Origin of the sequence: Kitasatospora sp. NPDC002227 (assembly GCF_040296285.1) — a bacterium.
In the GTDB taxonomy this organism is placed as follows: Bacteria; Actinomycetota; Actinomycetes; order Streptomycetales; family Streptomycetaceae; genus Kitasatospora.
On sequence record NZ_JBEOWY010000011.1, the window covers coordinates 1 to 26030 of the forward strand.

The window sequence follows — 26030 nt, forward strand, 5'->3', positions numbered from 1 at the left end:
GCTTCCGAGGACCCTGCGGTGTCCGGTCCTCACGGATCTCGAAGTCCATCGCACCCCTTGAGCTGGGGTGTTGCGACGACCACTAGAACCCAAGGCCGGGGGCAGGGCCCTTCCGCATGCCGGTCAGCGGGAGCCGCCGGCGGTCGGGGCGGTGGCGGCCGGGTGGGTGAGGGTGAGGGTGCGCCGGTTGGGGCGGTTCTGCGCGGTGGAGCCGCTGTACACGTCGATCTGCTCGATCTTCGCCGGGACGGAGGCCGCCAGCCGGAGCCGGAAGAGGTACCGGCGCGCGTGCTGGTCCGCCAGCGGCGCGGCCAGCGAGGAGGTGTCGGCCACCAGAGTCGGGTCGCAGGAGAGCCGCAGCGGCAGCCGGCGCCAGGCGCCGTCGGCCATCACCTCGACGGTCAGCTGCTCCGGCTGGAGGTTCACCAGCTTGTTGCCGCCCGCGTCCGCGCTGCCGAACACGGCGAAGCCGGGGGCCAGGTGCTGGTAGGCCGAGCCGGTGAAGTTGCCCAGCTCGACACCGAGTCCGACGGCCGGCCCGCCGGCCGCCACCGTGGTGGCGGACTCCGGCAGGAAGGCCGAGACCGGGTCCGTCCGGTGCCGCTCGACCGGGGCGGCGGCCGCCGGGGCGTCGTCGCCGCAGGCGACGGCGGCGGTGCTGCCGACGGTGGGTGCAAGCGCCAGGGCGAGGCCGAGGGCGGCGGCGAGGACGGCCGGGCGGGAGATGGCGGGCGTATGCATGATGGAGCTCCCCCAGGGGGCGGTGTGGTGATGATCCGTCAGGTCGACGGTGGCCGGTCTCCGCGCCCCTCCGGTGCTCGCCGGTCCGCTCTCCGCCGCCCTTCACCCGTACAGACGCCCGTCCCCGCCGGGGTCGCCGGCCGGTCCGGAAATATTTTGAGAGCGTTGCCGCCGGGCCCTCCGCGATACTTCGCGGGTGACTGAACACCAGCTCGAGGCGCCGACCGCACCGCAACTGCCGCCGTCCCGGCCCTCGCTGCGCCGGGACGTCTCCCTGCCGGCCCTGCTCGCCGGGCTGGTCTGCATCGCGGTGGGCTTCTCCGGCCCGCTCGTGGTGGTGCTCGCCGGGGCGGCCGCCGGGCACCTGGACGCCGCGCACACCGCCTCCTGGATCTGGGCCGTCGCGATGGGCTGCGGGCTCACCTGCCTGCTGCTCAGCTGGCGCACCCGCCAGCCGGTGATCACCGCCTGGTCCACCCCCGGCGCGGCCCTGCTGGTGACCGGCCTCGCCTCCTACCCGTACCGGGAGGCCGTCGGGGCGTACCTGCTCTGCGGCGTCGCGGTGACGGTCATCGGGGTGACCGGCCTGTTCGGCCGCCTGATCGCGGCCATCCCGACCGGGATCGTCAACGCGATGCTCGCGGGCATCCTGTTCGAGTTCGGGGTGGGCATCTTCAAGGCGCTGCCGAGCGCCCCCGCCCTGGTGCTCGGCTCCTTCGCGGCCTTCCTGCTCGCCAAGCGGCTGGTGCCGCGGTACGCCGTGCCGCTCGCGCTGCTGGCCGGCGGCGTGCTGGCCGCCGCCACCGTGGGCCTGCCGCTGCACCTGGGCGGCGGCGGGCCGGTGCACCCCGTGCTCACCACCCCCGCCTTCTCCTGGTCGGCCACCGTGGGCCTCGCGCTGCCGCTCACCATCGCGGCGCTGGCTTCGCAGGACGCGCCCGGGCTCGGCATCATGCGGGCCTCCGGCTACCAGCCGGACGACCGCCTGCTGGTCACCAGCACCGGGGCCGTCTCCGTCCTGCTCGCGCCCTTCGGTTCGCCCGGGGTCAACCTGGCCGCCATCACCGCCGCGATCTGCACCAGCGCCGAGAGCCACCCCGACCCGCGCCGCCGCTACATCGCCGGCATGTCCACCGGCCTGCTCTACCTCCTGGTCGGCAGCTTCGCCGGCCTCCTGGTCAGCCTCTTCACCGGCCTGCCCACCGCCCTGATCGCCGTCGTCGCCGGTGTCGCCCTCCTCGGCGCCCTCCAGTCCAGCCTCACCGCCGCCCTCGCCGACCCCGCCGACCGCGACGGCGCCGTCATCACCTTCCTGGCCACCGCCTCCGGCCTGACCCTGCACGGCATCGGCTCCGCCTTCTGGGGCCTCCTGCTGGGCCTGGCCACCCACCTGTTGCTGCGGTGGCGCCCGGGGGCGCGCGCCTGAGCCGGCTCCGCACGCCCCCCTAGTCAGTGGTTACGGGCTCCGCCCGTCAGTTGCGCCGGTTGGCCTGGGGAAATGGCACCGTCCGGCGAACCTCGACCCGGAGTGAAGTGCTTCGCGTGCGCCGGGGGTACGTCTTCGCGACCCCCACCCGCGCGCCCGCCGGGTGACCGGAGCCCCGAGGACGCACCCGTATGCCGTCTGGCAATCCTGGCCGTCTCGTCCGGAGCCTGGCCGCGCTCGCGCTGCTGTCGACAGCCGTGCTGCCCGCCGCTCTGGAGCTCGTCGCGCCGTCCCCCTTCGGCGCGATCGGCGCGGCCCCCGCCCCCGACCGCGCCGTACCGCCGCACGCCGCCACCCGCGCGGACCTCCGCGCCGCCGGCACCGCCCCCACCGTCGACATACGGCGCACCGGCGACCCCGCCAACCGGATCACCCTCGTCCTGCTCGGCGACGGCTACACCGCCGACCAGCAGAGCCTCTTCCGCGACCAGGCCGACCGCGCCTGGCACGCGCTGATGGACATCGAGCCGTTCCGCACCTACCAGGGCTTCTTCAACATAAGGCGGGTCGAAGTGGTCTCCCCGGTCTCCGGCATCGCCGAGACCGAGACCCACAGCCGCAAGCTGGGCACCCCCCTCGGGATGCACTTCTGGTGCGAGGGCACGGCGCGCCTGCTCTGCGCGGACGAAGCCGCCACCGCCCGGTACGCGGGCCAGGGCGACGGCCCGCAGTACCTGATCGCGCTGGCCAACTCCACCGAGTACGGCGGCGCGGGCGGCACCGGCGTCACCACCCTCGCCGGCGGCAGCCCGGACGCGGGGCGGATCATCCAGCACGAGATAGGGCACACCGTCGGCGACCTGGGCGACGAGTACGACAGCGCGCCCGAGGACCCGGACTACCCCAACCTCTCCTCGGTCGGCGCCGAGGAGATGAGCCGGGGCCACCAGAAGTGGTGGCGCTGGCTCGGCGCGGCCTCGCCCGACGGCACCGGCACGGTCGGCGCCTACCGCAGCACCAACGGCCTCTACCGGCCGACCACCGACTCGGTGATGCGCACCCTGGGCGGCAGCTACAACCTGCCCTCCCGGGAGGCGATCATCGAGCAGCTCTACCGCCGGGTCAGCCCGATGGACCAGCCGGTGCCCGCCGAGGGCGAGCAGGAGGGCCGCCCCAGGCTGCAGGTCCGCCCGGTCGAGCTGGTCGGCGGCCGCCACCTGCAGATCGACTGGCGGGTCAACGGCGAACCGGTCGAGCCGCAGGACCCGGACCGCACCTGGCTGGACACCTCGCTGCTCCCGCTCACCGGGCCGCTCACCGTCACGGCGACCGTCCGGGACACCACCGACTGGGTCCGCGACGAGGCCTTCCGGGACTCCCGGATGACCCGGACGGTCAGCTGGAAGCTCAAGGGCTGAGACGGAACCGCGGTTCGGGTACGACCCCCTGTCCGGCGGGGTGGGTGGCTGACTAGTCTGTCCGGGTGACCGTGGACCCAGCCAGCCCCGCCCGTGCCGGTTCCGTCCCTGGTCCGCGGCCGCCGCTCGAGGCGGGCCCCCTGACTGTCGCGGGGCCGCCCGGTGGGCGGGCCGCGTGGGGCGCCTGGGCGATCGCCGTCAGCGTCTACGCCCTGGCGGTGCTGCACCGCACCAGCCTCGGCGTCGCCGGCCTGGACGCCGCCCAGCGGTTCGGCATCAACGCCTCGGCGCTCTCCACCTTCTCGATCCTCCAGGTGCTGGTCTACGCCGCGATGCAGATCCCGGTCGGGCTGCTGGTGGACCGCTTCGGGCCGCGCCGGGTGCTGCTGACCGGCATCCTGCTGCTCAGCGGCGGCCAGCTGGCCTTCGCCTTCAGCCCCTCCTTCGGGCTCGCGCTGGCCTCGCGGGCCGTCCTCGGCTGCGGGGACGCGATGACCTTCATCAGCGTGCTGAGGGTGGTCGCCCGGTGGTTCCCGGCCAAGCGCAACGCGCTGGTCGCCCAGCTCACCGGCCTGGTCGGCACCTGCGGCAACCTGGTCACCACCGTGGTGCTCGCCCAGGCCCTGCACTCCGAGGGCTGGACGGTCACCTTCACCACCGTCGCGATGCTCGGCCTGGCGGTGCTCGCGATGGTGTGGCTGCTGCTGCGGGAGGCTCCGCCCGGTTCGGTGGCCGTGGCGGCTGCTCCTCCCCGGCTCGCCGTCCGCCGTCAGATCCGCGAGTCCTGGGCCGAGCCCGGCACCCGGCTCGGCATGGCGATCCACTTCACCACCGCCTTCCCCGGCAGCGCCTTCGCCCTGCTCTGGGGCCTGCCCTACCTGGTCGAGGGCCAGGGCATGACCCGGACCGAGGCCGGCGGACTGCTCACCCTGCTCGTGCTGGCCAACATGGCCTTCGGGCTGCTCTTCGGGCGGCTGCTGATGCGCTCGCCCCGGGCCCGGCTGCCGATCACCTTCACCACCATCGCCACCACCGGTCTCGCCTGGGCCGTCGCCCTCGCCTGGCCCGGCGGCCACCCGCCCCTCTGGCTGCTCGTCCTGCTCCTGCTGATCATGGGCAGCAACGGCCCGGCCTCCCTGGTCGGCCTCGACTACGCCCGCTCCCACAACCCCCTCGAACGCCTCGGCACGGCCACCGGCATCGCCAACATGGGCGGCTTCATCAGCGCGGTGATCGCCCTGCTGGGCATCGGCGTCCTCCTGGACGCTCTGGCCGGCCCGGCCGGGTACACCGCCGAGACGTACCGCTGGGCGTTCTGCTGGCTGTACGTGCCGATGGCGGGCGGGGTGGCGGCGATCCTGTGGCTGCGGCGCAGGCTTGCCGACGGTTAGGGTTTCTGACCTGCGAAAACACGAATACCCTCACTCGAAGTAAGGGTATTCGCGGTGCTGTGGACAACCCTGTGGACTACTCCGGGATCTGGTCCAGCTCACGGAGCAGGTCGGCCAGGTCCGGAGCGGAGCCGTAGATCCGGTTGGTCCGGATCTCCCACTCCAGCACCCGGCCGAGCGGCGGCGGTCCGGACTCCTCGGCCGGGGGCCGGGTCATGTGGCGGACCATGTCGACCAGCTTGAGCCGCCGGCAGCGCGGCAGCGCCGTGCCGCCCCTGATCCCGACCCGCTCAATGCTGGGGCACTGGTAGTACGGCCCGAAGGGCGGCCCGCTGTCCTCTTCCCGGCTCGGCACCACGTACTCCATCTCCCCGTGGCGGCAGTGCACCGTCCCGTCGGAGCGGACGTGGACGCCGGGCCCGCCGTCCTCGTGCTGGATCTCGGCCATGATCTGCACCTGCTGGCCGATCGCCTCGGCGAGGGTCTCGGCCATCCGCTGCTGCTGCTTCGGCACGTCCGTGTCGCCCCGCCGGATCGAGGGGAGCAGCTCGTCGGTGACCCAACGCTGGAAGGGCTTGGCAGGCGCCTTGTCCGACCGCATGATCAGGCCGTAGAGGCCCGACTCGCTGACCACGAGAATCAGCGGGTTCCCCCGCCGGTAGGCTTTCTGACCTGCGGGAACGTGGTGACCCTTGTTCGGAACAAGGGTCACGTCGCGCAGGTCGATGGTCTGGAACTGCCACTTGTCGAGGACCTTCACCGCGTCGGTCGGGTTGCCACGCCCGATGATCGCGCACACGTCGGCAGCGGCGAACCAGGGCTCGCCGTCGATCATCACCACCCGGATCGGCTGCCCCGTCATGGGGAAGCTCGTCCGGGCCAACGTCATCTCTTCGCCGGTATCACTCATGTCATCCTCCATTCACTCCGAGTGTTCACTCGGTTGCATGGAGTAACGAGACCGAACGGGTGACGTACCGACACCCGCCGGACCGACGGTAGTGCGTGTCAGGTAATGCGACGATCGGTACGCGAATTCACAGATCGTTCTATTAAGGCGTCACCGCGAAGTTGGCCAGGATGCGGGCCGCCAGCTCCTCGTCGCCGTCGATCTTCACGGGCCCCGGGCGGCCTCGGCCGGTGGCTAGGCGGAGGTAGGTCTCCCAGTCGAGGGAGAACTGGACGGTGGGGGCGAGGGTGACGGTGGGGTCGAGGGTGCCGCGGCCGTCGGGGGTGACGCGGACGGTGCGGAGGAATTCCTGGGCGCCGGTGACGTCGAAGGCGACGGTGGTGTCGGCGGGGGCGCCGGCCAGGCGGGCGACCACGCGGGGGAGGGCGGCGAGCAGGTGGTCGCGGGCGATCCGGGCGGCGGGGGAGTCGAGGTTGCCGGGGGTGGCGAGGGCGCGGCGGAGGTCCTGCTCGTGCACCCAGACGTCGAAGGCCCGAAGGCGCAGGAGCTCGGCGTAGGGGAGGTCCCGGGAGAGCGGCCCGAAGGGCGGCCGCACCAAGTCCTCCGGGGCGTACCGCGCCTCCCGGAGGGCGCGCGAGCGCCGGATCACCACGTACTCCAGCTCGCTGGTCATCTCCAGCGCGGTGTGGCAGCGCCGCTTGTCGACCGGCAGCTCCAGGTAGCGGGCGAGGTCGCTGCTGATGTGCCGCAGGTCGCTCGGGAGCGAGTGGATCGGCCGCGGGTCGCCGAGGAGTTCGGACTCGACCGCGATGACGTGCGAGACGATGTCGCGGACCGACCAGCCGGGGCACTCGGTGGCCCGGTTCCAGGAGTCCTCGGGGAGGGTGGAGAGCAGGTCGGCTATCGAGTCGACCGAGTGCGTCCAGGCGTCGATGTAGGTCTGCAGAGTCTGGTTGTCCGTCACGGGGTTCTCCGGCTCTCCGTCAGCTTCCTTGCCGCGCCACCCGTAAACCGCCGGAGGGCGGCCGGAACCGGCTCCCCCGGCTGCCGGACGGACGCGCTAACCGCACGTTACGCTGCCGGGTGACAGCAGGGCAGCGCTTTCGGATGATGATCGTAGGACTCGTCTCACGGACGGTGGTAGTGTGCGCGCTTCATTGATCCAACTCGTGGTCTCCGACGAGGAGCCCCCGGCCGAACGGCGCTCCCGTGCGGCCGCCCTGGTACGGGCCCAGGAGGGCGCCGACCTGGTGGTCCTGCCCGAGCTGTGGCCGCTCGGCGGTTTCGCCTACGACGCCTGGTCGGGCGGGGCCGAGACGCTGGACGGCCCGACGGCCGAGGCGATGTCGGCGGCGGCCAAGGCGGCCGGGGTCTGGCTGCACGCCGGGTCGATCGTCGAGCGCGACCCGGACGGCCCGATCTACAACACCTCGCTGCTCTTCGCCCCCGACGGCGAGCTCGCGCACACCTACCGCAAGATCCACCGCTTCGGCTTCGACAGCGGCGAGGCCGTGGTGATGGGCGCCGGGCAGGAGATCGTCACCGCCACCACCGAGCTGGGCACGCTGGGCCTCGCCACCTGCTACGACCTGCGCTTCCCCGAGCTGTTCCGCGCCCTGCTGGACGCCGGGGCCGAGATGCTGGTGATCCCCGCCGCCTGGCCGGAGCGCCGCCGCGAGCACTGGTCGCTGCTGGCCCGGGCCCGCGCGGTGGAGGAGCAGGCGTACGTGCTGGCCTGCAACACCGCCGGCACCCACGGCGGGGTCGAGCAGGGCGGGCACAGCGTGGTGGTCGACCCGTGGGGCAAGGTGCTGGCCGAGGCGGGCAGCGGCGAGGAGGTCCTGACGGTGGACTTCGACCCGGCCGAGGTGCACAAGGCCCGGGTGGAGTTCCCGGTGCACCGGGACCGGCTGCTCGGCATCCCGGCGCCCGTCCAGCGGTAGAGCCTGTCGGGGAGTGTCGGATTTGGGTGCGGTTAAGGCATTGCGCATCTGGTGCCCATCTTTGAGAAGATGAGCCGTCGTCGCGTTCGCCGCCCACCCCGTGGCGGACCCGTACCCGCCCCGGCCAGCGCCCGGATAGGAGGCCGTCGCCCGATGCCCAGCACCGTCGGCGGCAGCCGTGTGCCGATCCAGCGCAACAGCCTCCGGGAGCAGATCGCCGGGGCGCTGCGCGAGGAGATGATGGCCGGGCGGCTCGCCGCCGGGCGCAACTTCACCGTCAAGGAGATCGCCGAGCTCTACGGGGTCTCGGCCACTCCGGCCCGGGAGGCGCTGGTCGACCTCTCCGCCCAGGGCCTGCTCTGGGCCGAGCACCACCGCGGCTTCACCGTGCCGGAGTTCACCTGGCAGGACTTCCTCGAGATCTTCGAGAGCCGCACCCTGCTCACCGACAGCTCCTTCCGCCTGCTGGCCGCCCGGCCGAGCGGCTACGACTGGTCCCGGCTGCCCTCGCTGCGCCGCCGCGCCGAGGCCGCCGCCCGGGCTGCCCGGGCCGGGCAGCTGGACGTGCTGGTCGGCTGCGACCGCCGGTTCTGGCAGGAGGCCGGCGCGCTGCTCGGCAACCGGCGCAGCGCCGAGTACCTGGACTGGCTGCGGGTGCAGTCCTGGATGTTCGCCGCGCCCTTCCTGCGGGCCGCCGAGGACCTGCGCGGGCTCTACTGGGACCGCCAGCACGAGCTGGTCGACCGGATCGAGGACCGGGACGTCACCGGCGCCCACCAGGTGGTCAACGACTACAACCTGTTCACCGTCCGGCTGCTCGCCCGGCTCAGCGGCAACCCGCTGGAGTCCGTCGCGGTGCTCCCGCTGATCGCCACCGCCGTGACGGCCCAACCGGTGTCGCCGTCGGTGCCGCCGAAGGCGTCGGCCGGGCCGGTGGTGGTCGAGGAGTCGGCGGTCGGGCTCGGGCTGGTGCCGCTGCCGCGCTCGCTCCCGCCGGGGCGGTTCGGCCGTCCGCTGCTGCCCGGCGGCCCGGGGGCCGCGGGCCGGTAGGGTGGGCGGTCGTTGCCCGCCGACCGGAGAGGACGAGCCGGCCCATGGCCTGCGACCTCTGGCTCGTCCCGCTTGTGGACGTGCTGACGCACAATCCCGAGAACCCCTTCCGGGACGACCTGCTGCGGTACAACGCCGCGCTCTCCGCCCACGGGCTGCCCGAGGTGCCGGTCTACGAGTACGTGCCGGGCTACAGCGGCTCGGTCGAGCCGATAGCGGCCTTCGACTACGACTCGCTGCACTTCCTGCGCCGGGCGTACCTGCTGGGGCTGACCGGCTTCCAGCTGAGCCCGGTGGACGCGCTGGGCGGGGACTACGAGCAGCTGCTTGAGATGTTCGAGTCCACGGCGGAACAGTCGCACCTGGTCTGGCACTTCGACCACGCCGGGGCGTACGTGCCGATCGACTTCCAGGTGCCGCTGGTGGTGGACGCCCTGCTGGAGGCCGGCGGCCCGCTGGGATCCTCGCAGGGGTTGCTGCGGGAGCTGATGGCGGTGGCGCCGCTGCTGGGGATAGACCACCTCAACCCGCCGGAGCCCACCCGGCCGCTCGGCCCCACCGGTCTGGAGCAGCCCTTCGGGCCCCCGCTCGACGACCTCCACCCCTTCGCCCGCGAGCGCCACGCCTGGGCCGGCCTCTTCGCGGCGGCTTCGCGGAGCGTCACGCAGGGATCGATGATCGTTTTCGCCTGACACCTCTCCCCTCGAGGCTCGGTTGCGACACCCAGGGGCGCGAGGAACTGCGCGAAGCGGAAGGCCGCAGGCCGATGTCCTCCGCACTCGCGCAGTTCCCCGCGCCCCTGGATAGTGCAACTGGAGCTCTGAGTGGAGAGTCAGCGCAGCGGGCCCTCCGGGGGGCGCTGGCGCGGCATGGTGGGGCGGGTGCCCGGCGGGGGGAGGATGCGGACCTGGGCGCCGACGCCGCCCTCGGTGCGGCCGCCCCAGCTGCCGGGGCCCTGGGTGGGGAGCTGGGTCATCGAGGCGCGGAACTCGAGCATCCACTCCGAGGTCTCGGTGCGGACCATGTCGGAGACGTCCTCGCAGAAGCGCCGCAGGACACCGAGGCAGCGCTCGGCGGCCTCCCCGGCCGTGCCCTCGGTGGGCCCGAGAACCTCCCGCACGCACTCGGAGGCCCAGTCGAACTGGAAGGCCTCCAGCCGCCGCTGCAGGGCCTGCGAGGTGGAGATGTCCCGCATCCAGCCGGAGGTCAGCCCGAAGGCGCGGTCCGCGCCCAGGCAGGCGACGGAGAGCGCCAGGCCCACGTAGCCCCAGTCGGCGGCCCGGTCGGCCAGCCCGGTCAGGGCGATCAGCGGGGCGGTGATCCCGGCCGCGCCGAACAGGCCGGCGCCCAGCCGCAGCAGGCGGGCCCAGCGGCGCTTCCAGACGCGGTCCCGGCGGTACCAGTCGATCGCCTCGACGGCCCGCTCCTCGGACCAGCGGTAGAGCTCCTCCAGGCGCTCGGCGGGCTCGCCCCAGTCCCCCAGCGGGAACTGGCGGGCACTCAGATCGGTGCGGCGGCGGGTCGGGGCCCGCCCGGCGGCGGCGGGCTGGTCCTCCTCGCCGACTTCCTTGCCCCAGGGGGTCTCCTCGGGCTGCATTTCCGGCTGGCTCACCTGTGGGGCTCCCTGTGACGGGGACTGCGGAGGCCCTGGCTGGTGCCGGACCTGACTGCTCGTCGACCTGACTGCGTACCACGCGGCGCGGTACTGCTGTCCAACAGCACTTCTTACCGCCAAATGGCTGACCATGTGGTCGCTTCGGCAGTGATCGTTATGGGATTTCACCCCCTTTCCCCGAGGTCGGAGAGTTTCGGGGGATGGCGAGATTTCACCCGCGCGAGCGAGTCTGCACCGCTCCACTGACATGACACGCGGTCGCCCCGCCCGTCCGATTTGGAGCTTCCTCCAGGATTTCGCAGGCTGTGGACGCCCGGACTGGAGCTTCCGCCGGAGCCGGGGCACGGCGCGAACAGGCCACCGACTACCCTTCCAAGCGTGAAGGTCCTCGTCATCGGCGGCGGCGCCCGCGAACACGCCCTGTGCCGCTCTCTGTCCCAAGATTCCGACGTCACCGAGCTGCACTGCGCCCCGGGCAACGCCGGGATCGCCCAGCTCGCTGCCGTGCACCCGGTCGACCAGCTCGACGGCGCCGCCGTCACGGCGCTCGCCCGGCGGCTCGGCGCCGAGCTGGTCGTGGTCGGCCCGGAGGCCCCGCTGGTGGCCGGCGTGTCCGACGCCGTCCGCGCGGCCGGCATCCCGGTCTTCGGCCCGTCCGGCGCGGCCGCCCAGCTGGAGGGCTCCAAGGCTTTCGCCAAGGACGTGATGGCCGGCGCCGGCGTGCCCACCGCCCGCTCCTACGTCTGCACCACCGAGGCCGAGGTGGCCGAGGCGCTGGACGCCTTCGGCGCCCCGTACGTGGTCAAGGACGACGGCCTGGCGGCCGGCAAGGGGGTCGTGGTCACCTCCGACCGCGCCGAGGCGGCCGCCCACGCGGCCTCCTGCGAGCGCGTGGTCATCGAGGAGTACCTGGACGGCCCCGAGGTCTCGCTGTTCGCCATCACCGACGGCACCACCGTGCTGCCGCTGGTGCCCGCGCAGGACTTCAAGCGCGCGCTGGACGATGACCAGGGCCCGAACACCGGCGGCATGGGCGCCTACTCGCCGCTGCCCTGGGCCCCCGAGGGCCTGGTGCAGGAGGTCCTCGAGACCGTCCTGCAGCCGACCGTGGACGAGCTGCGCCGCCGGGGCACCCCGTTCTCCGGCCTGCTCTACGCCGGGCTCGCGCTCACCTCGCGCGGCACCCGGGTGATCGAGTTCAACGCCCGCTTCGGCGACCCGGAGACCCAGGTCGTGCTGGCCCGCCTGCGCACCCCCCTGGCGGGCGTGCTGCTGGCCTCCGCCCAGGGCACGCTCGGCACGCTGGAGCCGCTGCGCTGGGACGAGGGCGCCGCCGTCACCGTGGTGATCGCCTCCGAGGGGTACCCGGCCGCGCCGCGCACCGGTGACCCGATCGAGGGCCTGGCCGAGGCCGAGGCGGACGGCACCGCGTTCGTGCTGCACGCCGGCACCAAGGCGGGCGAGAACGGCGAGGTGCTCAGCGCCGGCGGCCGCGTGCTGTCCGTGACGGCCGTTGGGGCGGACCTGAAGGAGGCCCGCGAGAAGGCCTACCGGGGTGTCGCGGCGATCTCGCTGAAGGGCTCGCACCACCGGACGGACATCGCGGCGAAGGCCGCCGGCTGACCGGTCGCCGGGTGACCACCGAGGGCGCGGGGCCCTGCTCGACAACGAGCAGGGCCCCGCGCCCCTTTCAGTGCAACTGAGGATCTGCTGTTGGGTGCGCCAGCCGCCACACCGATCGGTCGGGTGATTCCAGTCGTTCGGGTGACCGACTCCGCAATGGGCTGACGCGGCCCGGGCTTCGGCCTTATGGTGCGCTGAATCGCTGTGGCGGGGGGCCGCCGGGGGATGCGCGACCGGTGCCGGGGTGCGCCACTTGTCACCAGGACGGGTGGAAAGTGTGGCGTTCCGGAACGCCCACCCGGACACGGGCGTCAAAACTGTCAGAAGTGCCACGCAGGATGCACAGTCCGGTTCGGCTGCCGCCGAATTCCGGTCGGAATTGATCATTTCGCCGCTCGCTCCGAAGGGGGTGTCGCGCCTATGGCCGCTGTCGACGCTGCCCGCGTACGTGCCCAGGCCGTGCTGCGGGTCCGAGGGCGCGCGCTGGCCGTCGCCGCGCTGCCCGCCGCGCTCGCCGTGGTGCTGCTCGCCGGGCGATTCACCGGCCGGATCGGTGCGCCCGGCTCCGCCGACGCCCCGCTGTGGGACACCGTCCGCTGGGTGGTCTGCATAACCGCCGTGGTCACGCTGCTGGCCGCCGCCGTGGTGGCCCGGGCGCTCGGCCGGGCCGTGCCGCCGCGCACCCCCGCCGTCCTGGTGCGGCCCGCCGAGGCCCCCGAGCTGTACGGGCTGATCACCGAGCTCGCGGAGCGCCTCGAGGTGCCCGCGCCCGCCGGGATCGCCCTGGTGCCGGACTGCGACAGCTGGCTGGAGGAGGAGCACCACCACCAGCACCGCCGGCACCGCTCGGAACCCGCGGCTCCGGTGCTGGTGATCGGCTCCCCCTTCCTGTGGTGGATGCGCGCCGGTGAGCTGCGTGCCCTGCTCGCCCCGGTGGTGGCCGGGACGGCCGCCTCGGCCGATCCCGAGATCGCCGCCGCCCGCCGCTTCGTCCGCGGTCTGGACGCGGCGCTCGGCGAGGCCGGGCGCAGGGGCTTCACCGCCCGGGTGCTGCGGACGCTGCTCGGCGCCTGCCGGGAGCACTCCGCTGAGCTGGAGCGGGCCGTGGCGGCCCGGGCCTCCGAGCGGGCCAAGGCGGTGGACTACGGGCTGCGGATCGCCGCCCAGGAGCAGGTCGGCCTCGCCTACGCGGGATGGGACAGGCTGCTCACCCGGGTCGCCCTCCCCGCCTGGCGGCTCGGCCGGCACCCGGCCCACCTGGACGCGGGCGTGGTCGCCGCGCTCACCGAGCTCTCCCGGCGCGACCGGCTGGCCGACGGCTACGAGAGCCGCCTCGGCGACCGCCCGGCCTGCGACCTGCTCGAGGAGCCGGGCTCGATGGACGCCGCCGTCTCCCTGCTGGCCGCCGAGCTGCTCACCGGCCGCACCGAGGCCGACTGGCAGCCGCTCGACTGGGCCGACTACCCCGCCGAGGTCACCGACCGCTCCTGGCGCCGCCAGGCCGCCACCCTGCAGGCCGCGCTCGACCTGGTCGAGGGCACCGAGCAGCAGCCGGTGACCGGCCCGACGCTGCAGCGGGTGCTCGAGCGCCTCGCGGACGGCGCCGGGGAGCCGCTGGCGGCCGCGTTGACCCTGCAGCTGGCGCGTGCCGCCGCGCTCGCGCCCCCGCCGGGAGCCGCGCCCCTGCTGGAGCCGGGCCGGGGCGGGGCCGACCTGCTGGTGGAGCACGTCACGGCGACGGTCTGCTGCGCCGTGCTCGACGCCGGAGCGGGCACCCCGGGCCTGGACTGGCTGGACGGGCCGGTGCTGCTGATCGGCGGGGTGCGGCGCCCGGATCTGGCCGCCGCCGTCGCGGAGGCCGTCGAGCAGGGCAAGGACGCCCCGCTGCGCGGCTGGCTGGAGGCCGAGGGCATCCGGCTGGAGCGGCCGGTGCGGCTCTGACCGGGGCGGCCGTACCGGTCACGGACGGCCCGTCAGCCGCACGCCCCGGCGGAGCCGGTTCTTGGAACGGGGTCAACGAGAGTTGTTGCTACCTTGGGGTGACGCAGCGCCAGCTGGGTGTGGTGTGCTGGACGGCACGCACATCCGCTTGGCACATGCCGCTCGCGGGCGTGAACTGTGGGAGGGGCGCGTGGGGACGGAACTCAACCGCCGCTGGGAGTCGGGCACGCAGGCACACGGCGTGTCGGACCCCTTCGGCCAGGGCCCGCTGCCCTGGCTGCGCGGCCCCGACCAGTACCTGGCCGGGGTCGAGGGAGCGGTCCCCTGGTACGTCAGCGTCGGCGCGCCGGGCCAGCGCCCGCTGGTGACCGGCCGCCCGAAGCCGCCCGTCGGCACCCCGGCCAACTCCGACGACGTCCAGCAGCAGATCAAGGGCTTCGCCTCGGCCGGAGTGATCCGCCCCGGCGGCTCGGTGGACTTCCGGGTCACCGTGCACCCGCCGCGCGAGTTCACGGTGGACGTCTACCGGATCGGCCACTACGGCGGCGACGGCGCGCACCACATGACGCGCAGCCCGTCCGTCTCCGGCGTCGCACAGCCGGCCCCGCTGGTGGTCGGCCGCACCGTCTCCTGCCACCACTGGTGGCAGTCCTGGCGCCTCCAGGTGCCCGTGCACTGGCAGCCCGGCGCGTACGTCGCGGTGCTCACCACCACCGACAACCTGCACCGCAGTCACATCCCGTTCACCGTACGCGACTTCGCCGAGCCGACCCGCCCGGCCGAGCTGCTCCTGGTGCTCCCGGACGTGACCTGGCAGGCGTACAACCTCTTCCCCGAGGACGGCCACCAGGGCGCCAGCCTCTACCACGCCTGGGACGAGCAGGGCGGGCTGCTGCGCGAGGGCGACGCGGCCGTCACCGTCTCCTTCGACCGGCCGCACGCGGGGGCCGGGCTGCCGCTGCACGTCGGGCACGCCTACGACTTCATCCGCTGGGCCGAGCGCTACGGCTACGACCTCTCCTACGCCACCGCCTCCGACCTGCACGCCGGGCTGGTGGAGCCGGCCCGGCACAAGGCCCTGGTCTTCCCCGGGCACGACGAGTACTGGTCCGAGCCGATGCGCCGGGCCGCCGAGCGGGCCCGGGACGGCGGCACCTCGCTGGTCTTCCTCTCCGCCAACACCATGTACTGGCGGGTCGAGCTCAGCGCCGGGGCCTCCGGCGAGCCGAACCGGCTGCTCAACTGCCGCAAGCGCCAGCGGCTGCCGCACGGCCATGCGGCGGCCGGGGTGCCGGGCAGTCAGAGCGCCCTGTGGCGCGACGCGGGGGAGCCCGAGCAGCTGCTGCTCGGCATCCAGTACGGCGGCAGCGTCGCCGCGCCGGTGCCGCTGGTGGCGCGCAACACCGGGCACTGGCTCTGGGCCGGCACCGGGCTCGGGGAGGGCCACGAGCTGCCCGGCCTGGTCGCGGGGGAGGCCGACCACTACCATCCGAGGGCCCCGCTGGCCCCGCACACCGAGCGCATCCTGCTCGCCCACTCGCCCTACCGGGACCCGGCCGGGCGGCCGCGCCACCAGGAGACCTCGCTCTACCGCGCCCCGAGCGGCGCCTACGTGTTCGCCGCCGGCACCTTCGCCTGGTCCCCCGCGCTGGACCGGCCCGGTCACACGGACGAACGGATCCAGCGGGCCACCGCCAACCTGCTCGACCAGCTCTGCAAGGACGGCTGAGCGGCTCGGTGGAGGGCTCGTGAAAGACTCGGGGCCAGTGACCTCCCACTTCGCGGTTCCCCACACGCGTACACCCCCTGAGGACTGAGACGACCTTGAGCGGATTTGTCACCAAGCCCGAGCCGGTCCAGGTGCCTGGCCTGACCCACCTGCACACCGGCAAGGTGCGCGATCTCTACCGCGCCGAGTCGGGGGAGCTGGTGATGGTCGCCAGCGACCGCACCTCCGCCTTCGACTGGGTGCTGCCCAACGACATCCCGGACAAGGGCCGCATCCTCACCCAGATGTCGCTCTGGTGGTTCGAGCGGATCGCCGACCTGGTGCCCAACCACGTGATCTCCACCGAGGTCCCGGCCGGGGCGCCCGCCGACTGGGCCGGCCGCACGATGATCTGCCGCCCGCTGGAGATGGCCCCGGTCGAGTGCGTGGCCCGCGGCTACCTGACCGGCTCCGGCCTGAAGGAGTACGTGCAGGACCGCACCGTCTGCGGCATCGCGCTGCCCGAGGGCCTGGAGGACGGCTCCGAGCTGCCCAGCCCGATCTACACCCCTGCTCTCAAGGCCGAGGTCGGCGAGCACGACGAGAACGTCTCCTACGAGGAGACCGCCCGCCGGGTCGGCGCCGAGCTGGCCGCCCAGCTGCGCCAGACCACCCTCGCCGTGTACTCCCGGGCCCGGGACATCGCCCGTGACCGGGGCATCATCCTGGCCGACACCAAGTTCGAGTTCGGCCTGCTGGACGGCGAGCTGGTGATCGGCGACGAGGTGCTGACCCCGGACTCCTCCCGCTTCTGGCCGGCCGACGAGTGGAAGCCGGGCCAGGCCCAGCCCTCCTTCGACAAGCAGATCATCCGCAACTGGCTGGCCTCGCCCGAGTCCGGCTGGGACCCGAACGGCGAACTGCCGCCGCCGGTGCTGCCCGCCGAGGTGACCGAGCGCGTCCGCGCCCGGTACATCGAGGCCTACGAGCGGCTGACCGGCCTGAGCTGGGCCTGATCTGACGGGGGCGCGCCGATTGCCGGTGCGCCCCCAACCGGGGCGCCTCGAGGTGCGGAAACGCCGAAGGCCCCCTCCGGAGAGGGGGCCTTCGACACTGGAGCGGACGACGAGATTCGAACTCGCGACCCTCACCTTGGCAAGGTGATGCTCTACCAACTGAGCCACGTCCGCATGCTGTTGAGTTGTTGTGCAGAGTCTCTTGCGAGACTACGAGCGGACGACGAGATTCGAACTCGCGACCCTCACCTTGGCAAGGTGATGCTCTACCAACTGAGCCACGTCCGCACGGTGCTTGGTGCACCGGCCGCCCCGTTCGGATCTCTCCGGTTGCGGCGACAAGAAGTACTCTACCCCATGTTTCGGAGTGGTCGCCCCACCCTTCGGCCTTGCTGACCTGGGCGGGGCGACGGCCGGGTCAGTTCGCGTCGGCGAACGCCTCGTAGACGTGCTTGGGGATGCGGCCCCGGGCGGGGAGCTCCATGCCGTGCGACTGCGCCCAGGCGCGGACGGCGGCAGGGTCCGGCGTGAGGGCGGTGCGGCGGAAGGACTTGCCGCTGCGGCTCTGGCGACGGCCGGCCGCGACGAACGGGGCGAGGGCCTCCCGAAGCTTTTCCGCGTTGTCCAGGGACAGGTCGATCTCGTACGACTTCCCGTCGACGCCGAAGTGGACGGTTTCCGCGGCGGTGCCGCCGTCCAGGTCGTCGGAGAGCGTGACGACTACACGCTGAGCCATGGGTGTCAATCCTCTCGGGCAATTCGGCCGTCGGGTGCAGGGTGCGCCGCGCCGGCCCTGTGCACCGGCCGCGAAAGCACGCGTGGGCAGCGGGCGAGGCCATGCCGATACGCGGCGCACTCCGCTGCCGGTCGCCCTTATTCTGCACCAAAAGCGGGTTGAAATCGAAGGGCTCATGCATTCTTTTTCCGGATATTCACGGAGCATCCCTCAGGGCGGCCCGGGCCCGGATTTGCGCTTCGGATACTGATGGTCGGACATGTCCGGTGTGCCGGTATTCGGGTGTTCTCGGGGAAGGTCTGGACCAGGATTAGGCCTGGCGAATCGGGGCAGGGAGGGGTGCGGAGAGCCTCGGAGCCCTTGGTGCGTAAGGGTCGTCGGTCTACGCGCGTCGCCTGTGGCCGCTCGCAAAAACGCCCGAAAGCCCCGGTACTCTGAAGGTCCCCCGCCTTCACGCACCACACATCGGGAGTGCCCGTGGCACGCGTCGTAGTCGACGTCATGCTCAAGCCGGAGATCCTCGACCCCCAGGGACAGGCGGTGCAGCGTGCGCTGCCGCGTCTCGGGTTCACCGGGGTCGCCGACGTCCGCCAGGGAAAGCGATTCGAGCTGGAGCTGGAGGGGCCGGTGGACGACGCCGCCCTCGCCCGCATCCGCGAGGCCGCTGAGACCTTCCTCGCCAACACCGTGATCGAGGACTTCACCGTCCGAGTCGAGGAGGAGGGCAAGTGACCGCGCGGGTAGGCGTCGTCACTTTCCCCGGCTCCCTCGACGACCAGGACGCCCGCCGCGCCGTCCGCCTCGCGGGCGCCGAGCCGGTCGCGCTCTGGCACCGTGACAAGGATCTCCACCAGGTCGACGCGGTCGTCCTGCCGGGTGGTTTCTCCTACGGTGACTATCTCCGCTGCGGTGCCATCTCCCGCTTCTCCCCGGTGATGGACACCATCATCGAGCAGGCCAAGCTGGGAATGCCCGTCCTCGGTATCTGCAACGGCTTCCAGGTACTGTGCGAATCGCACCTGCTGCCCGGCGCCCTCACCCGCAACGACTCGCTGCACTTCATCTGCCGCGACCAGAAGCTGCGGATCGAGAACGCGGGCACCGCCTGGACCACCGATTACTCGGCCGGCCAGGAAATCGTCGTCCCGCTGAAGAACGGCGAGGGCCGCTTCGTGGCCGACGAGCACGTGCTGGACGAGCTCGAGGCCGAGGGCCGCATCGTCGCCCGGTACCTCGACGTCAACCCGAACGGTTCGTACCGCGACATCGCCGGCATCACCAACGCGGCCGGCAATGTCGTCGGTCTGATGCCGCACCCCGAGCACGCCGTGGAGTCGCTCACGGGCCCGAACACCGAGGGCCTGGGCTTCTTCACCTCCGTACTGAAGCAGCTGGTGAACGCCTGATGTCTCTCGACACCGTCAAGAACGCCGAGCAGACCCCGGACTCCGTGCAGCCCTGGGCCGAGCTCGGTCTGAAGGAAGACGAGTACGCGCGCATCCGCGAGATCCTGGGCCGCCGCCCCACCGGCGCCGAGCTCGCGATGTACTCGGTCATGTGGTCGGAGCACTGCTCGTACAAGAGCTCCAAGGTGCACCTCAAGCAGTTCGGCGAGAAGGCCCCGCAGTCTGACGCGATGCTCGTCGGCATCGGCGAGAACGCCGGTGTGGTCGACGTCGGCCAGGGCTACGCGGTGACCTTCAAGGTCGAGTCGCACAACCACCCCTCGTACATCGAGCCCTACCAGGGCGCGGCCACCGGCATCGGCGGCATCGTGCGCGACATCCTGGCGATGGGCGCCCGCCCGGTCGCGGTGATGGACCCGCTGCGCTTCGGTGCGGCCGACCACCCGGACACCCGGCGCGTGCTGCCCGGCATCGTCGCGGGCATCGGCGGCTACGGCAACTGCCTGGGCCTGCCGAACATCGGCGGCGAGGTCGTCTTCGACTCCTGCTACCAGGGCAACCCGCTGGTCAACGCGCTCTGCGTGGGCGTCATGAAGCACGAGGACATCCACCTCGCGCAGGCCAGCGGCGCCGGCAACAAGGTCATCCTCTACGGTGCCCGCACCGGCGGCGACGGCATCGGCGGCGTCTCGGTGCTGGCCTCGGAGACCTTCGACGCGACCGGCCCGGCCAAGCGCCCGGCCGTGCAGGTCGGTGACCCGTTCCAGGAGAAGCTCCTCATCGAGTGCACCCTGGAGATCTTCGCCGAGAAGCTCGTCCTCGGCATCCAGGACCTCGGCGGCGCCGGCCTCTCCTGCGCCACCTCCGAGCTGGCCTCGGCCGGCTCCGGCGGCATGCGCGTCGAGCTGGACACCGTGCCGCTGCGCGACTCCTCGCTCTCTCCTGAGGAGATCCTCATGAGCGAGTCGCAGGAGCGCATGTGCGCCATCGTCGAGCCCGGCAAGGTCGACCGCTTCCTCGAGATCTGCGAGAAGTGGGACGTCATCGCCACCGTGATCGGTGAGGTGACCGACGGCGACCGCCTGGAGATCTTCTGGCACGGCGAGCAGGTCGTCGACGTGCCGCCGCGCACCGTCGCCCACGACGGCCCGGTCTACAACCGCCCGTTCGCCCGCCCCGCCTGGCAGGACGCGCTGCAGGCCGACGCCCCGACCGCCGAGCGGCTGGCCCGCCCGGGATGCGGCGCCGAGCTCAAGGAGGCCCTGCTCAAGCTGGTCTCCTCGCCGAACCAGGCCTCCAAGGCGTGGATCACCTCGCAGTACGACCGGTACGTGCTCGGCAACACCGTGCTCTCGTACCCCGAGGACTCGGGCATGATCCGGATCGACGACGAGACCAACCTCGGCGTCTCGGTGGCCACCGACGGCAACGGCCGCTACGCCAAGCTGGACCCGTACACCGGTGCCCAGCTGGCCCTGGCGGAGGCGTACCGCAACGTCGCCGCCGGTGGCGCCCGCCCGCTGGCGATCTCGGACTGCCTCAACTTCGGCTCCCCCGAGGACCCGGACGTGATGTGGCAGTTCGCCGAGGCCACCCGCGGCCTGGCCGACGCCTGCCTGGCGCTCGGCACCCCGGTGACCGGCGGCAACGTCTCGCTCTACAACCAGACCGGCGAGGTCGCCATCCACCCGACCCCCGTGGTCGCGGTGCTCGGTGTCATCGACGACGTCACCCGCCGCACGCCGATGGCGTTCGCGGAGGAGGGTCAGCTGCTCTACCTGCTCGGCGACACCGCCGACGAGCTGGGCGGCTCGGCCTGGAGCCAGGTCGCGCACGACCACCTGGGCGGCATGCCGCCCAAGGTCGACCTGGACCGCGAGAAGCTGCTCGGTGAGATCCTGATCGCCGCCTCGCGCGACGGCATGATCGACGCCGCGCACGACCTCTCCGACGGCGGCCTGGCCCAGGCCCTGGTGGAGAGCTGCCTCAAGGGCGGCAACGGTGCCCGCATCGTCGTCCCCGAGGGCATGGACCCGTTCGTCTACCTGTTCTCCGAGTCTGCCGGGCGCGCCGTCGTGGCGATCCCGCGCAGCGAGGAGCTCCGGTTCAACGACATGTGCGGCGCGCGTGGCCTGCCGGTCACCCGCATCGGCGTGGTCGACGGCGACGTGCTCGACGTGCAGGGCCAGTTCTCGGTCTCGCTGGCCGAGCTGACCGAGGCTCACACCGGCGTCATCGAGGCGCTGCTCGCGTAAGCAGTGTCTTTTCGGAGGGCGGTCCGCGCACGCGCGCGGGCCGCCCTCCGCGTTAGCCTGCCTGTCATGCCTCCCAAGCCCCGTACGTACGATCCCGCCAAGGTGCGCGCCGCGCTCGTCGCGCAGACCGAGGCGGTGCGGGCCGCCGTGCGGCGGCTCTCTCCGGCGGACCTCGACCGGCCGACCCGGCTGGGGGAGTGGCGGGTGCGGGAGCTGGTGGCGCACCTGGCGGTGCAGGCCGGCTGGGCGGCCCGGCACCTGGACGACCCGCTGGGCGGGAAGCCCGAGTTGAGCCTGGCCGGCTGGGTGGCCGGGGTCGGTGAGCTGGCGCCGCTGCTGGACGAGGCGGCCCGCGAGCAGGCGGCTGCGGCGTCGGTGGTGGAGTCCTTCGAGGCCGAGGCGGCGGCGCTGCTCGCGCTGCTGGACGGGCCGCTGGACGGCGCGCGGCGGTTCGAGATCCGGCTGGGCTCGATGCCGCTGGCCGACTTCCTGGTGACCAGGCTGGTGGAGCTGGTCGTGCACGCCGACGACCTGGCCGACGCGCTCGGGGTCGCCTTCCCGCACGCGCGGCAGGCGCTGGCCGCCGTGTCCCGGCTGCTGGCCGACGCCTTCGCCACCCAGGTGCCGGGCGGGGCGGTGGAGCTGCGGGTGCCGCCGTTCGCCGTGGTGCAGGCCGTGCCGGGCCCCCGGCACACCCGGGGCACCCCGCCGAACGTGGTCGAGACGGACCCGCTGACCTGGATCCGGCTGGCCACCGGGCGGCTGTCCTGGCCTTCCGCGCTGGAGGACGCCGTGCTCTCCGCGAGCGGTGAGCGCAGCGACCTGAGCGCCTATCTGCCCGTCATGCGGTAGCGGCTCGGCGGGTCTAGCGGCTCGGCGGGCCGCCGAGGTAGCGGCCGTCGGGGGAGTAGGGCCAGGCGTTGGGCAGGCAGCCGTTCAGACCGTAGATCTGCTGCATCATCGCGGGGGCGGGCTGCCCCGGGCCGGGGCAGCTCTCGTGGCCGTGGCCGATCCGGTGGCCGACCTCGTGGTTGACGATCAGGGCGCGGTAGTCGTCCAGGCTGCCGGTGAACTGCGGCGAACCGCTCTGCCAGCGCTTGGCGTTGACCATCACCTGGCGTTCGACGTCGCAGTTGACCTCGCCCTTGGTGTCCAGCCCGGCGGCCCCGCAGATCTTGTCGACCAGCTGCGGTGAGGCGATCCGGACGGTGAAGTCGAACGGCTCGGCCGAGACGAGCTGGAAGGAGTCCTGCCCGTCCGCGGTCCAACTCCGCTTGTCGGCAAGGATGTTCTGCACCTGGGTGGCGGCGGCCTGCGGGTCGACACCGACCCCGTGCTCGACCTCCACCCGGTAGCGGCGCAGCGTGCCGTGCCCGACGGCCGGGCCGTTCGCCTCGGCGACGGTGAAGCTGCTCTGCAGGGTGGCGACCCTGGTCAGGGCGAGCCGGGCGGTCGCCGCACCGGCCGCCCGGTGGCGGGCGTTCAGGTCGACCACCACCAGTACGGCTGCGGTGAGCAGGAGTATGGCCAGGGCCGCGCCGATGGCGCGGCGGCGCAGACGTACGGGCACAGCTGTCCTCCGTCAGATCGGGTACGACGGGATGTCAGGCCGTGCCGGCCCGCTCGGCCACCGTTCGGCGACCACCCCTCCTCTGTCTAGATACCCAGTATGCATGGTCTGGTTCCAGGCGAGTGGCAGACTGCCCGTATGACCAATTACAAGAACCTGCTCGGCGGCCCGGAACCGACCCTGCTGACCGAGGAGGAGCAGCCCTACCGGATGCTCGGGGAGGAGTCGGCCTCGCCCACCCAGGTCGCCGCCGCCTTCCCGTCCTTCTCGCTGGCCTGGGCGATGCTGGCCGACGACGCGTTCGACGCGGGCCGGGTCGTCGAGTCCTACGCCTATGCGCGGACGGGCTACCACCGTGGCCTGGACGCCCTGCGGCGGGCGGGCTGGAAGGGCCACGGCCCGGTGCCCTGGGAGCACCGCGCCAACCGCGGCTTCCTGCGCTGCCTGGCGGGCCTGGCCCGCGCGGCCGACGCGATCGGCGAGACCGAGGAGGCGAAGCGCTGCTGGGAGTTCCTGAACGACAGCAGCCCCGAGGCGTACGCCGAGCTCAAGCAGTAACCCGGCGCACGGCAGAGCCCCGGCGGTCGTGATCGCCGGGGCTCTGGCTGTGCGGTGCTTACTTCAGGCGGTTGCCGGCCGCGCGCAGGCTCCTGGCGGCCTCGACCACGCGGGCGGCCATGCCGGCCTCGGCCAGCTTGCCCCAGGTGCGCGGGTCGTAGGTGTTCTTCTTGCCGACCTCGCCGTCGACCTTCAGCACACCGTCGTAGTTGCGGAACATGTGGTCCGCGACCGGGCGGGTGAAGGCGTACTGGGTGTCGGTGTCGAGGTTCATCTTCACGACGCCGTTCTCCAGCGCGGTGGCGATCTCCTCGGCGGTGGAGCCGGAGCCGCCGTGGAAGACGAAGTCGAACGGGTCCTGCTTGCCGTACGCCTTGCCGATCTCGGCCTGCAGCTCGCGCAGCAGCTCCGGCTTGAGGACGACGTTGCCCGGCTTGTAGACGCCGTGCACGTTGCCGAAGGAGGCGGCCAGCAGGTAGCGGCCCTTCTCGCCCAGGCCGAGCGCCTCGGCGGTGCGGACGGCGTCGTTGACGGTGGTGTACAGCTCGTCGTTGATCTCGTGCGAGACGCCGTCCTCCTCGCCACCGGTCGGGGTGATCTCGACCTCGAGGATGATCTTGGCGGCGGCGGCCTGGACCAGCAGTTCCTGGGCGATGGCCAGGTTGTCGGCCAGGGTCTCGGCGGAGCCGTCCCACATGTGCGACTGGAAGAGCGGGTTCTCGCCGCGGGCCACGCGCTCGGCGGAGACCGCGAGCAGCGGGCGGACGTAGCCGTCCAGCTTGTCCTTGGGGCAGTGGTCGGTGTGCAGGGCGATGTTGACCGGGTACTTGGCGGCCACGATGTGGGCGAACTCGGCGAGGGCGACGGCGCCGGTCACCATGTCCTTGCTGTACTGGCCGCCCAGGAACTCCGCACCGCCCGTGGAGATCTGGACGATCCCGTCGCTCTCCGCCTCGGCGAAGCCGCGGAGGGCGGCGTGCAGGGTCTGCGTCGAGGTGACGTTGATGGCCGGGTAGGCGAACTTGCCCGCCTTGGCCCGGTCGAGCATCTCGTTGTAGACCTCGGGAGTTGCGATGGGCATACGAATCCGCTCCTGTCGGTGTGCGGCGCGCGGACGGCCTGTCCGGCGCTCGTTACGCCATTGGCACGCGGTGGGACAGATTGAGGGTGTTCTGCGACCACGGTCCGGACGCCGCTGCCATCTTCCCAGACTCGCCCGTTCCCATCACCAGGTGGCCCGCTGGTTGGGACGGTTGGCCTGCGAAATCAGGGCGGAAGGCCCGCAGCGGCTCGGCGGCGGCTCCTCGGCGGCTCGGCGGCGGCACGGTGGCGGCTCGGTGACGGTGACGCCCGCGAAGACGGGAGCGCTATCCTGCGCCCGTGGATTACAACCAGATCGCCGTCAACGTCCTGGACGCCAAATCGCTGATCTCGTCGCTCGGCGCGATCGGGCTGCTGGCGATCATTTTCGCCGAGACCGGCCTGCTCATCGGGTTCTTCTTCCCCGGTGACTCGCTGCTGATCCTGGCCGGGGTGGCCGCCTCCAGCGCCGCCTCCTCCGTGCTCGGCGAGGGGGCCAAGCTGCCGATCGCCGTGCTGCTGATCGGCGCGCCGCTGTGCGCCGTGGCCGGGGCGCAGCTGGGTCACCTGATCGGGGCGAAGGTGGGCCCGCGGCTCTTCGACAAGCCCGAGTCGAAGATCTTCAAGCGGGAGTACGTGGTCAAGGCCGAGGAGTACTTCGAGAAGTTCGGCCCGGCCAAGGCCGTGGTGCTGGCCCGTTTCATCCCGATCGTGCGGACCTTCCTCAATCCCGTCGCCGGGACGCTGGAGATGCCGGCCCGGACCTTCCTGGTCTGGAACATCGTCGGTGGCGTGCTGTGGACCGAGTCGATGCTCCTGATCGGCTACTTCACCGGGGCCTGGATGGCGCCGGTGATCGACAAGTACCTGCTCCCGGCGATGGCGCTGATCATCCTGGTCTCGATCTCGCCGATCCTGGTGGAGATCGTGCGGGAGCGGAAGAAGAAGCGCGCCGGTGGCGTGGACGCGGACGCCGAGCCGGCCGGCAGCGGGCGTCACCGCAAGGGCTGAGTCCGGACAGCGGAACGGCCGGGGTATCACGTTGTTTCACGTGAAACCCCGGCCGTTTCGTGTTGCTCAGCCCAGGTCGAGGTCGTCCAGGGTGTAGGCGGTGTAGTACGGCAGACCGGCCTTCTCGATCGCCGGGGCGGCGCCGCGCTCGACGATCACCGCGACGCCGACCACCTCGGCGCCCGCCTCGCGCAGGGCCTCGACGGCGGTGAGCACCGAGCCACCGGTGGTGGAGGTGTCCTCGACGGCCAGCACCCGGCGGCCCTTGACGTCCGGGCCCTCGATGCGGCGCTGCAGGCCGTGCGCCTTGCCCGCCTTGCGGACCACGAAGGCGTCCAGCTCGCGGCCGCGGGCGGCGGCGGCGTGCAGCATCGCGGCGGCGACCGGGTCGGCGCCCAGGGTCAGCCCGCCCACGGCGTCGTAGTCGAGGTCGGCGGTGGCGTCCAGCATCACCCGGCCGACCAGCGGGGCGGCCTGCGCGTCCAGCGTGATGCGGCGCAGGTCCACGTAGTAGTCGGCCTCGAGGCCGGAGGAGAGGGTGACCTTGCCGTGTACGACGGCCTTGTCCTTGATCTGCGCCAGCAGGGCGTCGCGGTCGTTGCTCATGAGCAGCCAGTCTAGGGGCTGCTACG

The 26030-nt window shown here is 72.5% G+C and carries 24 protein-coding genes and 2 tRNA genes; 16 read left to right on the plus strand and 10 right to left on the minus strand.

Annotated features, from left to right (window positions below; all coding sequences use genetic code 11):
* Positions 1-123: 123 nt before the first annotated feature.
* The gene (locus tag ABT095_RS12305; protein WP_350529291.1) at positions 124-741 is read right to left on the minus strand and encodes a hypothetical protein; all 618 of its coding nucleotides are present in this window, start codon (positions 739-741) and stop codon (positions 124-126) included.
* A 196-nt stretch (positions 742-937) separates the two neighbouring features.
* Here ABT095_RS12305 and ABT095_RS12310 point away from each other — a divergent pair, with 196 nt between their 5' ends.
* The 3 genes from ABT095_RS12310 (at position 938) to ABT095_RS12320 (ending at position 4976) form a co-directional block, all read left to right on the plus strand.
* A complete protein-coding gene (locus tag ABT095_RS12310; RefSeq protein WP_350529292.1) occupies positions 938-2167 on the plus strand; it encodes a benzoate/H(+) symporter BenE family transporter in 1230 nt (409 codons plus the stop codon).
* A 191-nt stretch (positions 2168-2358) separates the two neighbouring features.
* Positions 2359-3585, plus strand: a complete 1227-nt coding sequence (locus ABT095_RS12315; protein ID WP_350529293.1) for a M64 family metallopeptidase — start codon at positions 2359-2361, stop codon at positions 3583-3585.
* Between the two features lie 71 nt (positions 3586-3656).
* Positions 3657-4976: an MFS transporter gene (locus ABT095_RS12320; protein ID WP_502884863.1), complete on the plus strand. Its 1320-nt coding sequence runs from the start codon at positions 3657-3659 to the stop codon at positions 4974-4976.
* 76 nt (positions 4977-5052) lie between these two features.
* Here the strand turns inward: ABT095_RS12320 and ABT095_RS12325 are convergent, their stop codons facing one another.
* Together ABT095_RS12325 and ABT095_RS12330 are read right to left on the minus strand one after the other, a co-directional pair.
* Positions 5053-5886 (minus strand): BRO-N domain-containing protein, encoded by an 834-nt coding sequence (locus ABT095_RS12325; protein WP_350529294.1) that lies wholly within the window; start codon positions 5884-5886, stop codon positions 5053-5055.
* Positions 5887-6028: 142 nt separating this feature from the next.
* Positions 6029-6850 (minus strand): maleylpyruvate isomerase family mycothiol-dependent enzyme, encoded by an 822-nt coding sequence (locus ABT095_RS12330; protein ID WP_350529295.1) that lies wholly within the window; start codon positions 6848-6850, stop codon positions 6029-6031.
* Between the two features lie 181 nt (positions 6851-7031).
* On the opposite strand from ABT095_RS12330, the gene ABT095_RS12335 reads away from it, so the two are divergent.
* From ABT095_RS12335 to ABT095_RS12345, 3 genes are all read left to right on the plus strand, one after another.
* A complete protein-coding gene (locus ABT095_RS12335) occupies positions 7032-7829 on the plus strand; it encodes a carbon-nitrogen family hydrolase (protein ID WP_350529296.1) in 798 nt (265 codons plus the stop codon).
* A 153-nt stretch (positions 7830-7982) separates the two neighbouring features.
* Positions 7983-8879, plus strand: coding sequence for a GntR family transcriptional regulator (locus tag ABT095_RS12340; RefSeq protein WP_350529297.1), 897 nt, complete (start codon positions 7983-7985; stop codon positions 8877-8879).
* A 44-nt stretch (positions 8880-8923) separates the two neighbouring features.
* Positions 8924-9571 carry a putative DNA-mimic protein gene (locus tag ABT095_RS12345; RefSeq protein WP_350529298.1) on the plus strand — a complete coding sequence of 216 codons (648 nt, stop codon included), beginning with the start codon at positions 8924-8926 and terminating at the stop codon, positions 9569-9571.
* A 140-nt stretch (positions 9572-9711) separates the two neighbouring features.
* Here ABT095_RS12345 and ABT095_RS12350 read toward each other — a convergent pair whose 3' ends face one another.
* Positions 9712-10491, minus strand: a complete 780-nt coding sequence (locus tag ABT095_RS12350; protein WP_350529299.1) for an SLATT domain-containing protein — start codon at positions 10489-10491, stop codon at positions 9712-9714.
* A gap of 381 nt (positions 10492-10872) precedes the next feature.
* On the opposite strand from ABT095_RS12350, the gene purD reads away from it, so the two are divergent.
* The 4 genes from purD to ABT095_RS12370 all read left to right on the plus strand — a co-directional run bounded on the left by purD (position 10873) and on the right by ABT095_RS12370 (position 16782).
* Positions 10873-12117, plus strand: a complete 1245-nt coding sequence (purD, locus tag ABT095_RS12355; protein WP_350529300.1) for a phosphoribosylamine--glycine ligase — start codon at positions 10873-10875, stop codon at positions 12115-12117.
* Positions 12118-12537: 420 nt separating this feature from the next.
* Entirely contained in the window at positions 12538-14058 is a 1521-nt protein-coding gene (locus ABT095_RS12360) for a hypothetical protein (RefSeq protein WP_350529301.1), read from the plus strand.
* A gap of 190 nt (positions 14059-14248) precedes the next feature.
* A complete protein-coding gene (locus ABT095_RS12365; RefSeq protein WP_350529302.1) occupies positions 14249-15787 on the plus strand; it encodes a N,N-dimethylformamidase beta subunit family domain-containing protein in 1539 nt (512 codons plus the stop codon).
* A 95-nt stretch (positions 15788-15882) separates the two neighbouring features.
* Complete coding sequence (locus ABT095_RS12370) at positions 15883-16782, plus strand: phosphoribosylaminoimidazolesuccinocarboxamide synthase (protein ID WP_350529303.1); 900 nt, start codon at positions 15883-15885, stop codon at positions 16780-16782.
* A gap of 98 nt (positions 16783-16880) precedes the next feature.
* On the opposite strand, the gene ABT095_RS12375 is transcribed toward ABT095_RS12370, so the two are convergent.
* The 3 genes from ABT095_RS12375 to ABT095_RS12385 all read right to left on the minus strand — a co-directional run bounded on the left by ABT095_RS12375 (position 16881) and on the right by ABT095_RS12385 (position 17518).
* Positions 16881-16956: transfer RNA gene (locus ABT095_RS12375), tRNA-Gly, on the minus strand.
* 41 nt (positions 16957-16997) lie between these two features.
* Positions 16998-17070: transfer RNA gene (locus ABT095_RS12380), tRNA-Gly, on the minus strand.
* A 130-nt stretch (positions 17071-17200) separates the two neighbouring features.
* Complete coding sequence (locus ABT095_RS12385) at positions 17201-17518, minus strand: histone-like nucleoid-structuring protein Lsr2 (protein ID WP_104817179.1); 318 nt, start codon at positions 17516-17518, stop codon at positions 17201-17203.
* Positions 17519-17995: 477 nt separating this feature from the next.
* On the opposite strand from ABT095_RS12385, the gene purS reads away from it, so the two are divergent.
* From purS to ABT095_RS12405, 4 genes are all read left to right on the plus strand, one after another.
* Positions 17996-18250 carry a phosphoribosylformylglycinamidine synthase subunit PurS gene (gene purS, locus ABT095_RS12390; protein ID WP_104817178.1) on the plus strand — a complete coding sequence of 85 codons (255 nt, stop codon included), beginning with the start codon at positions 17996-17998 and terminating at the stop codon, positions 18248-18250.
* The gene (gene purQ, locus ABT095_RS12395) at positions 18247-18924 is read left to right on the plus strand and encodes a phosphoribosylformylglycinamidine synthase subunit PurQ (protein WP_350529304.1); all 678 of its coding nucleotides are present in this window, start codon (positions 18247-18249) and stop codon (positions 18922-18924) included. Before purS ends, purQ begins: the two co-directional genes overlap by 4 nt.
* On the plus strand, positions 18924-21179 hold the full coding sequence (gene purL, locus ABT095_RS12400) for a phosphoribosylformylglycinamidine synthase subunit PurL (RefSeq protein WP_350529305.1): 2256 nt from the start codon (positions 18924-18926) through the stop codon (positions 21177-21179). The genes purQ and purL overlap by 1 nt, the downstream gene beginning before the upstream one ends.
* A 66-nt stretch (positions 21180-21245) precedes the next feature.
* The gene (locus ABT095_RS12405; RefSeq protein ID WP_350529306.1) at positions 21246-22031 is read left to right on the plus strand and encodes a maleylpyruvate isomerase family mycothiol-dependent enzyme; all 786 of its coding nucleotides are present in this window, start codon (positions 21246-21248) and stop codon (positions 22029-22031) included.
* A gap of 13 nt (positions 22032-22044) precedes the next feature.
* Here the strand turns inward: ABT095_RS12405 and ABT095_RS12410 are convergent, their stop codons facing one another.
* Complete coding sequence (locus ABT095_RS12410) at positions 22045-22749, minus strand: DUF3152 domain-containing protein (RefSeq protein ID WP_350529307.1); 705 nt, start codon at positions 22747-22749, stop codon at positions 22045-22047.
* 138 nt (positions 22750-22887) lie between these two features.
* Between ABT095_RS12410 and ABT095_RS12415 the strand changes: the two genes are divergently transcribed.
* Entirely contained in the window at positions 22888-23307 is a 420-nt protein-coding gene (locus tag ABT095_RS12415; RefSeq protein ID WP_350529308.1) for a DUF3151 domain-containing protein, read from the plus strand.
* Positions 23308-23365: 58 nt separating this feature from the next.
* Here ABT095_RS12415 and fbaA read toward each other — a convergent pair whose 3' ends face one another.
* Positions 23366-24394 (minus strand): class II fructose-bisphosphate aldolase, encoded by a 1029-nt coding sequence (fbaA, locus tag ABT095_RS12420; protein ID WP_350529472.1) that lies wholly within the window; start codon positions 24392-24394, stop codon positions 23366-23368.
* A 293-nt stretch (positions 24395-24687) separates the two neighbouring features.
* Between fbaA and ABT095_RS12425 the strand changes: the two genes are divergently transcribed.
* The gene (locus ABT095_RS12425) at positions 24688-25398 is read left to right on the plus strand and encodes a DedA family protein (protein ID WP_350529309.1); all 711 of its coding nucleotides are present in this window, start codon (positions 24688-24690) and stop codon (positions 25396-25398) included.
* Between the two features lie 66 nt (positions 25399-25464).
* Here ABT095_RS12425 and pyrE read toward each other — a convergent pair whose 3' ends face one another.
* A complete protein-coding gene (gene pyrE / locus ABT095_RS12430; protein ID WP_350529310.1) occupies positions 25465-26004 on the minus strand; it encodes an orotate phosphoribosyltransferase in 540 nt (179 codons plus the stop codon).
* Positions 26005-26030 lie beyond the last annotated feature (26 nt).

Coding starts and splice junctions, on each gene's coding strand:
- ABT095_RS12305 (WP_350529291.1), bottom strand. CDS start 741: ATGCATACGCCCGCCATCTCCCGCCCGGCCGTCCTCGCCGCCGCCCTC.
- ABT095_RS12315 (WP_350529293.1), top strand. CDS start 2,359: ATGCCGTCTGGCAATCCTGGCCGTCTCGTCCGGAGCCTGGCCGCGCTC.
- ABT095_RS12325 (WP_350529294.1), bottom strand. CDS start 5,886: ATGAGTGATACCGGCGAAGAGATGACGTTGGCCCGGACGAGCTTCCCC.
- ABT095_RS12340 (WP_350529297.1), top strand. CDS start 7,983: ATGCCCAGCACCGTCGGCGGCAGCCGTGTGCCGATCCAGCGCAACAGC.
- ABT095_RS12345 (WP_350529298.1), top strand. CDS start 8,924: ATGGCCTGCGACCTCTGGCTCGTCCCGCTTGTGGACGTGCTGACGCAC.
- ABT095_RS12360 (WP_350529301.1), top strand. CDS start 12,538: ATGGCCGCTGTCGACGCTGCCCGCGTACGTGCCCAGGCCGTGCTGCGG.
- ABT095_RS12385 (WP_104817179.1), bottom strand. CDS start 17,518: ATGGCTCAGCGTGTAGTCGTCACGCTCTCCGACGACCTGGACGGCGGC.
- purL (WP_350529305.1), top strand. CDS start 18,924: ATGTCTCTCGACACCGTCAAGAACGCCGAGCAGACCCCGGACTCCGTG.
- ABT095_RS12405 (WP_350529306.1), top strand. CDS start 21,246: ATGCCTCCCAAGCCCCGTACGTACGATCCCGCCAAGGTGCGCGCCGCG.
- ABT095_RS12415 (WP_350529308.1), top strand. CDS start 22,888: ATGACCAATTACAAGAACCTGCTCGGCGGCCCGGAACCGACCCTGCTG.
- pyrE (WP_350529310.1), bottom strand. CDS start 26,004: ATGAGCAACGACCGCGACGCCCTGCTGGCGCAGATCAAGGACAAGGCC.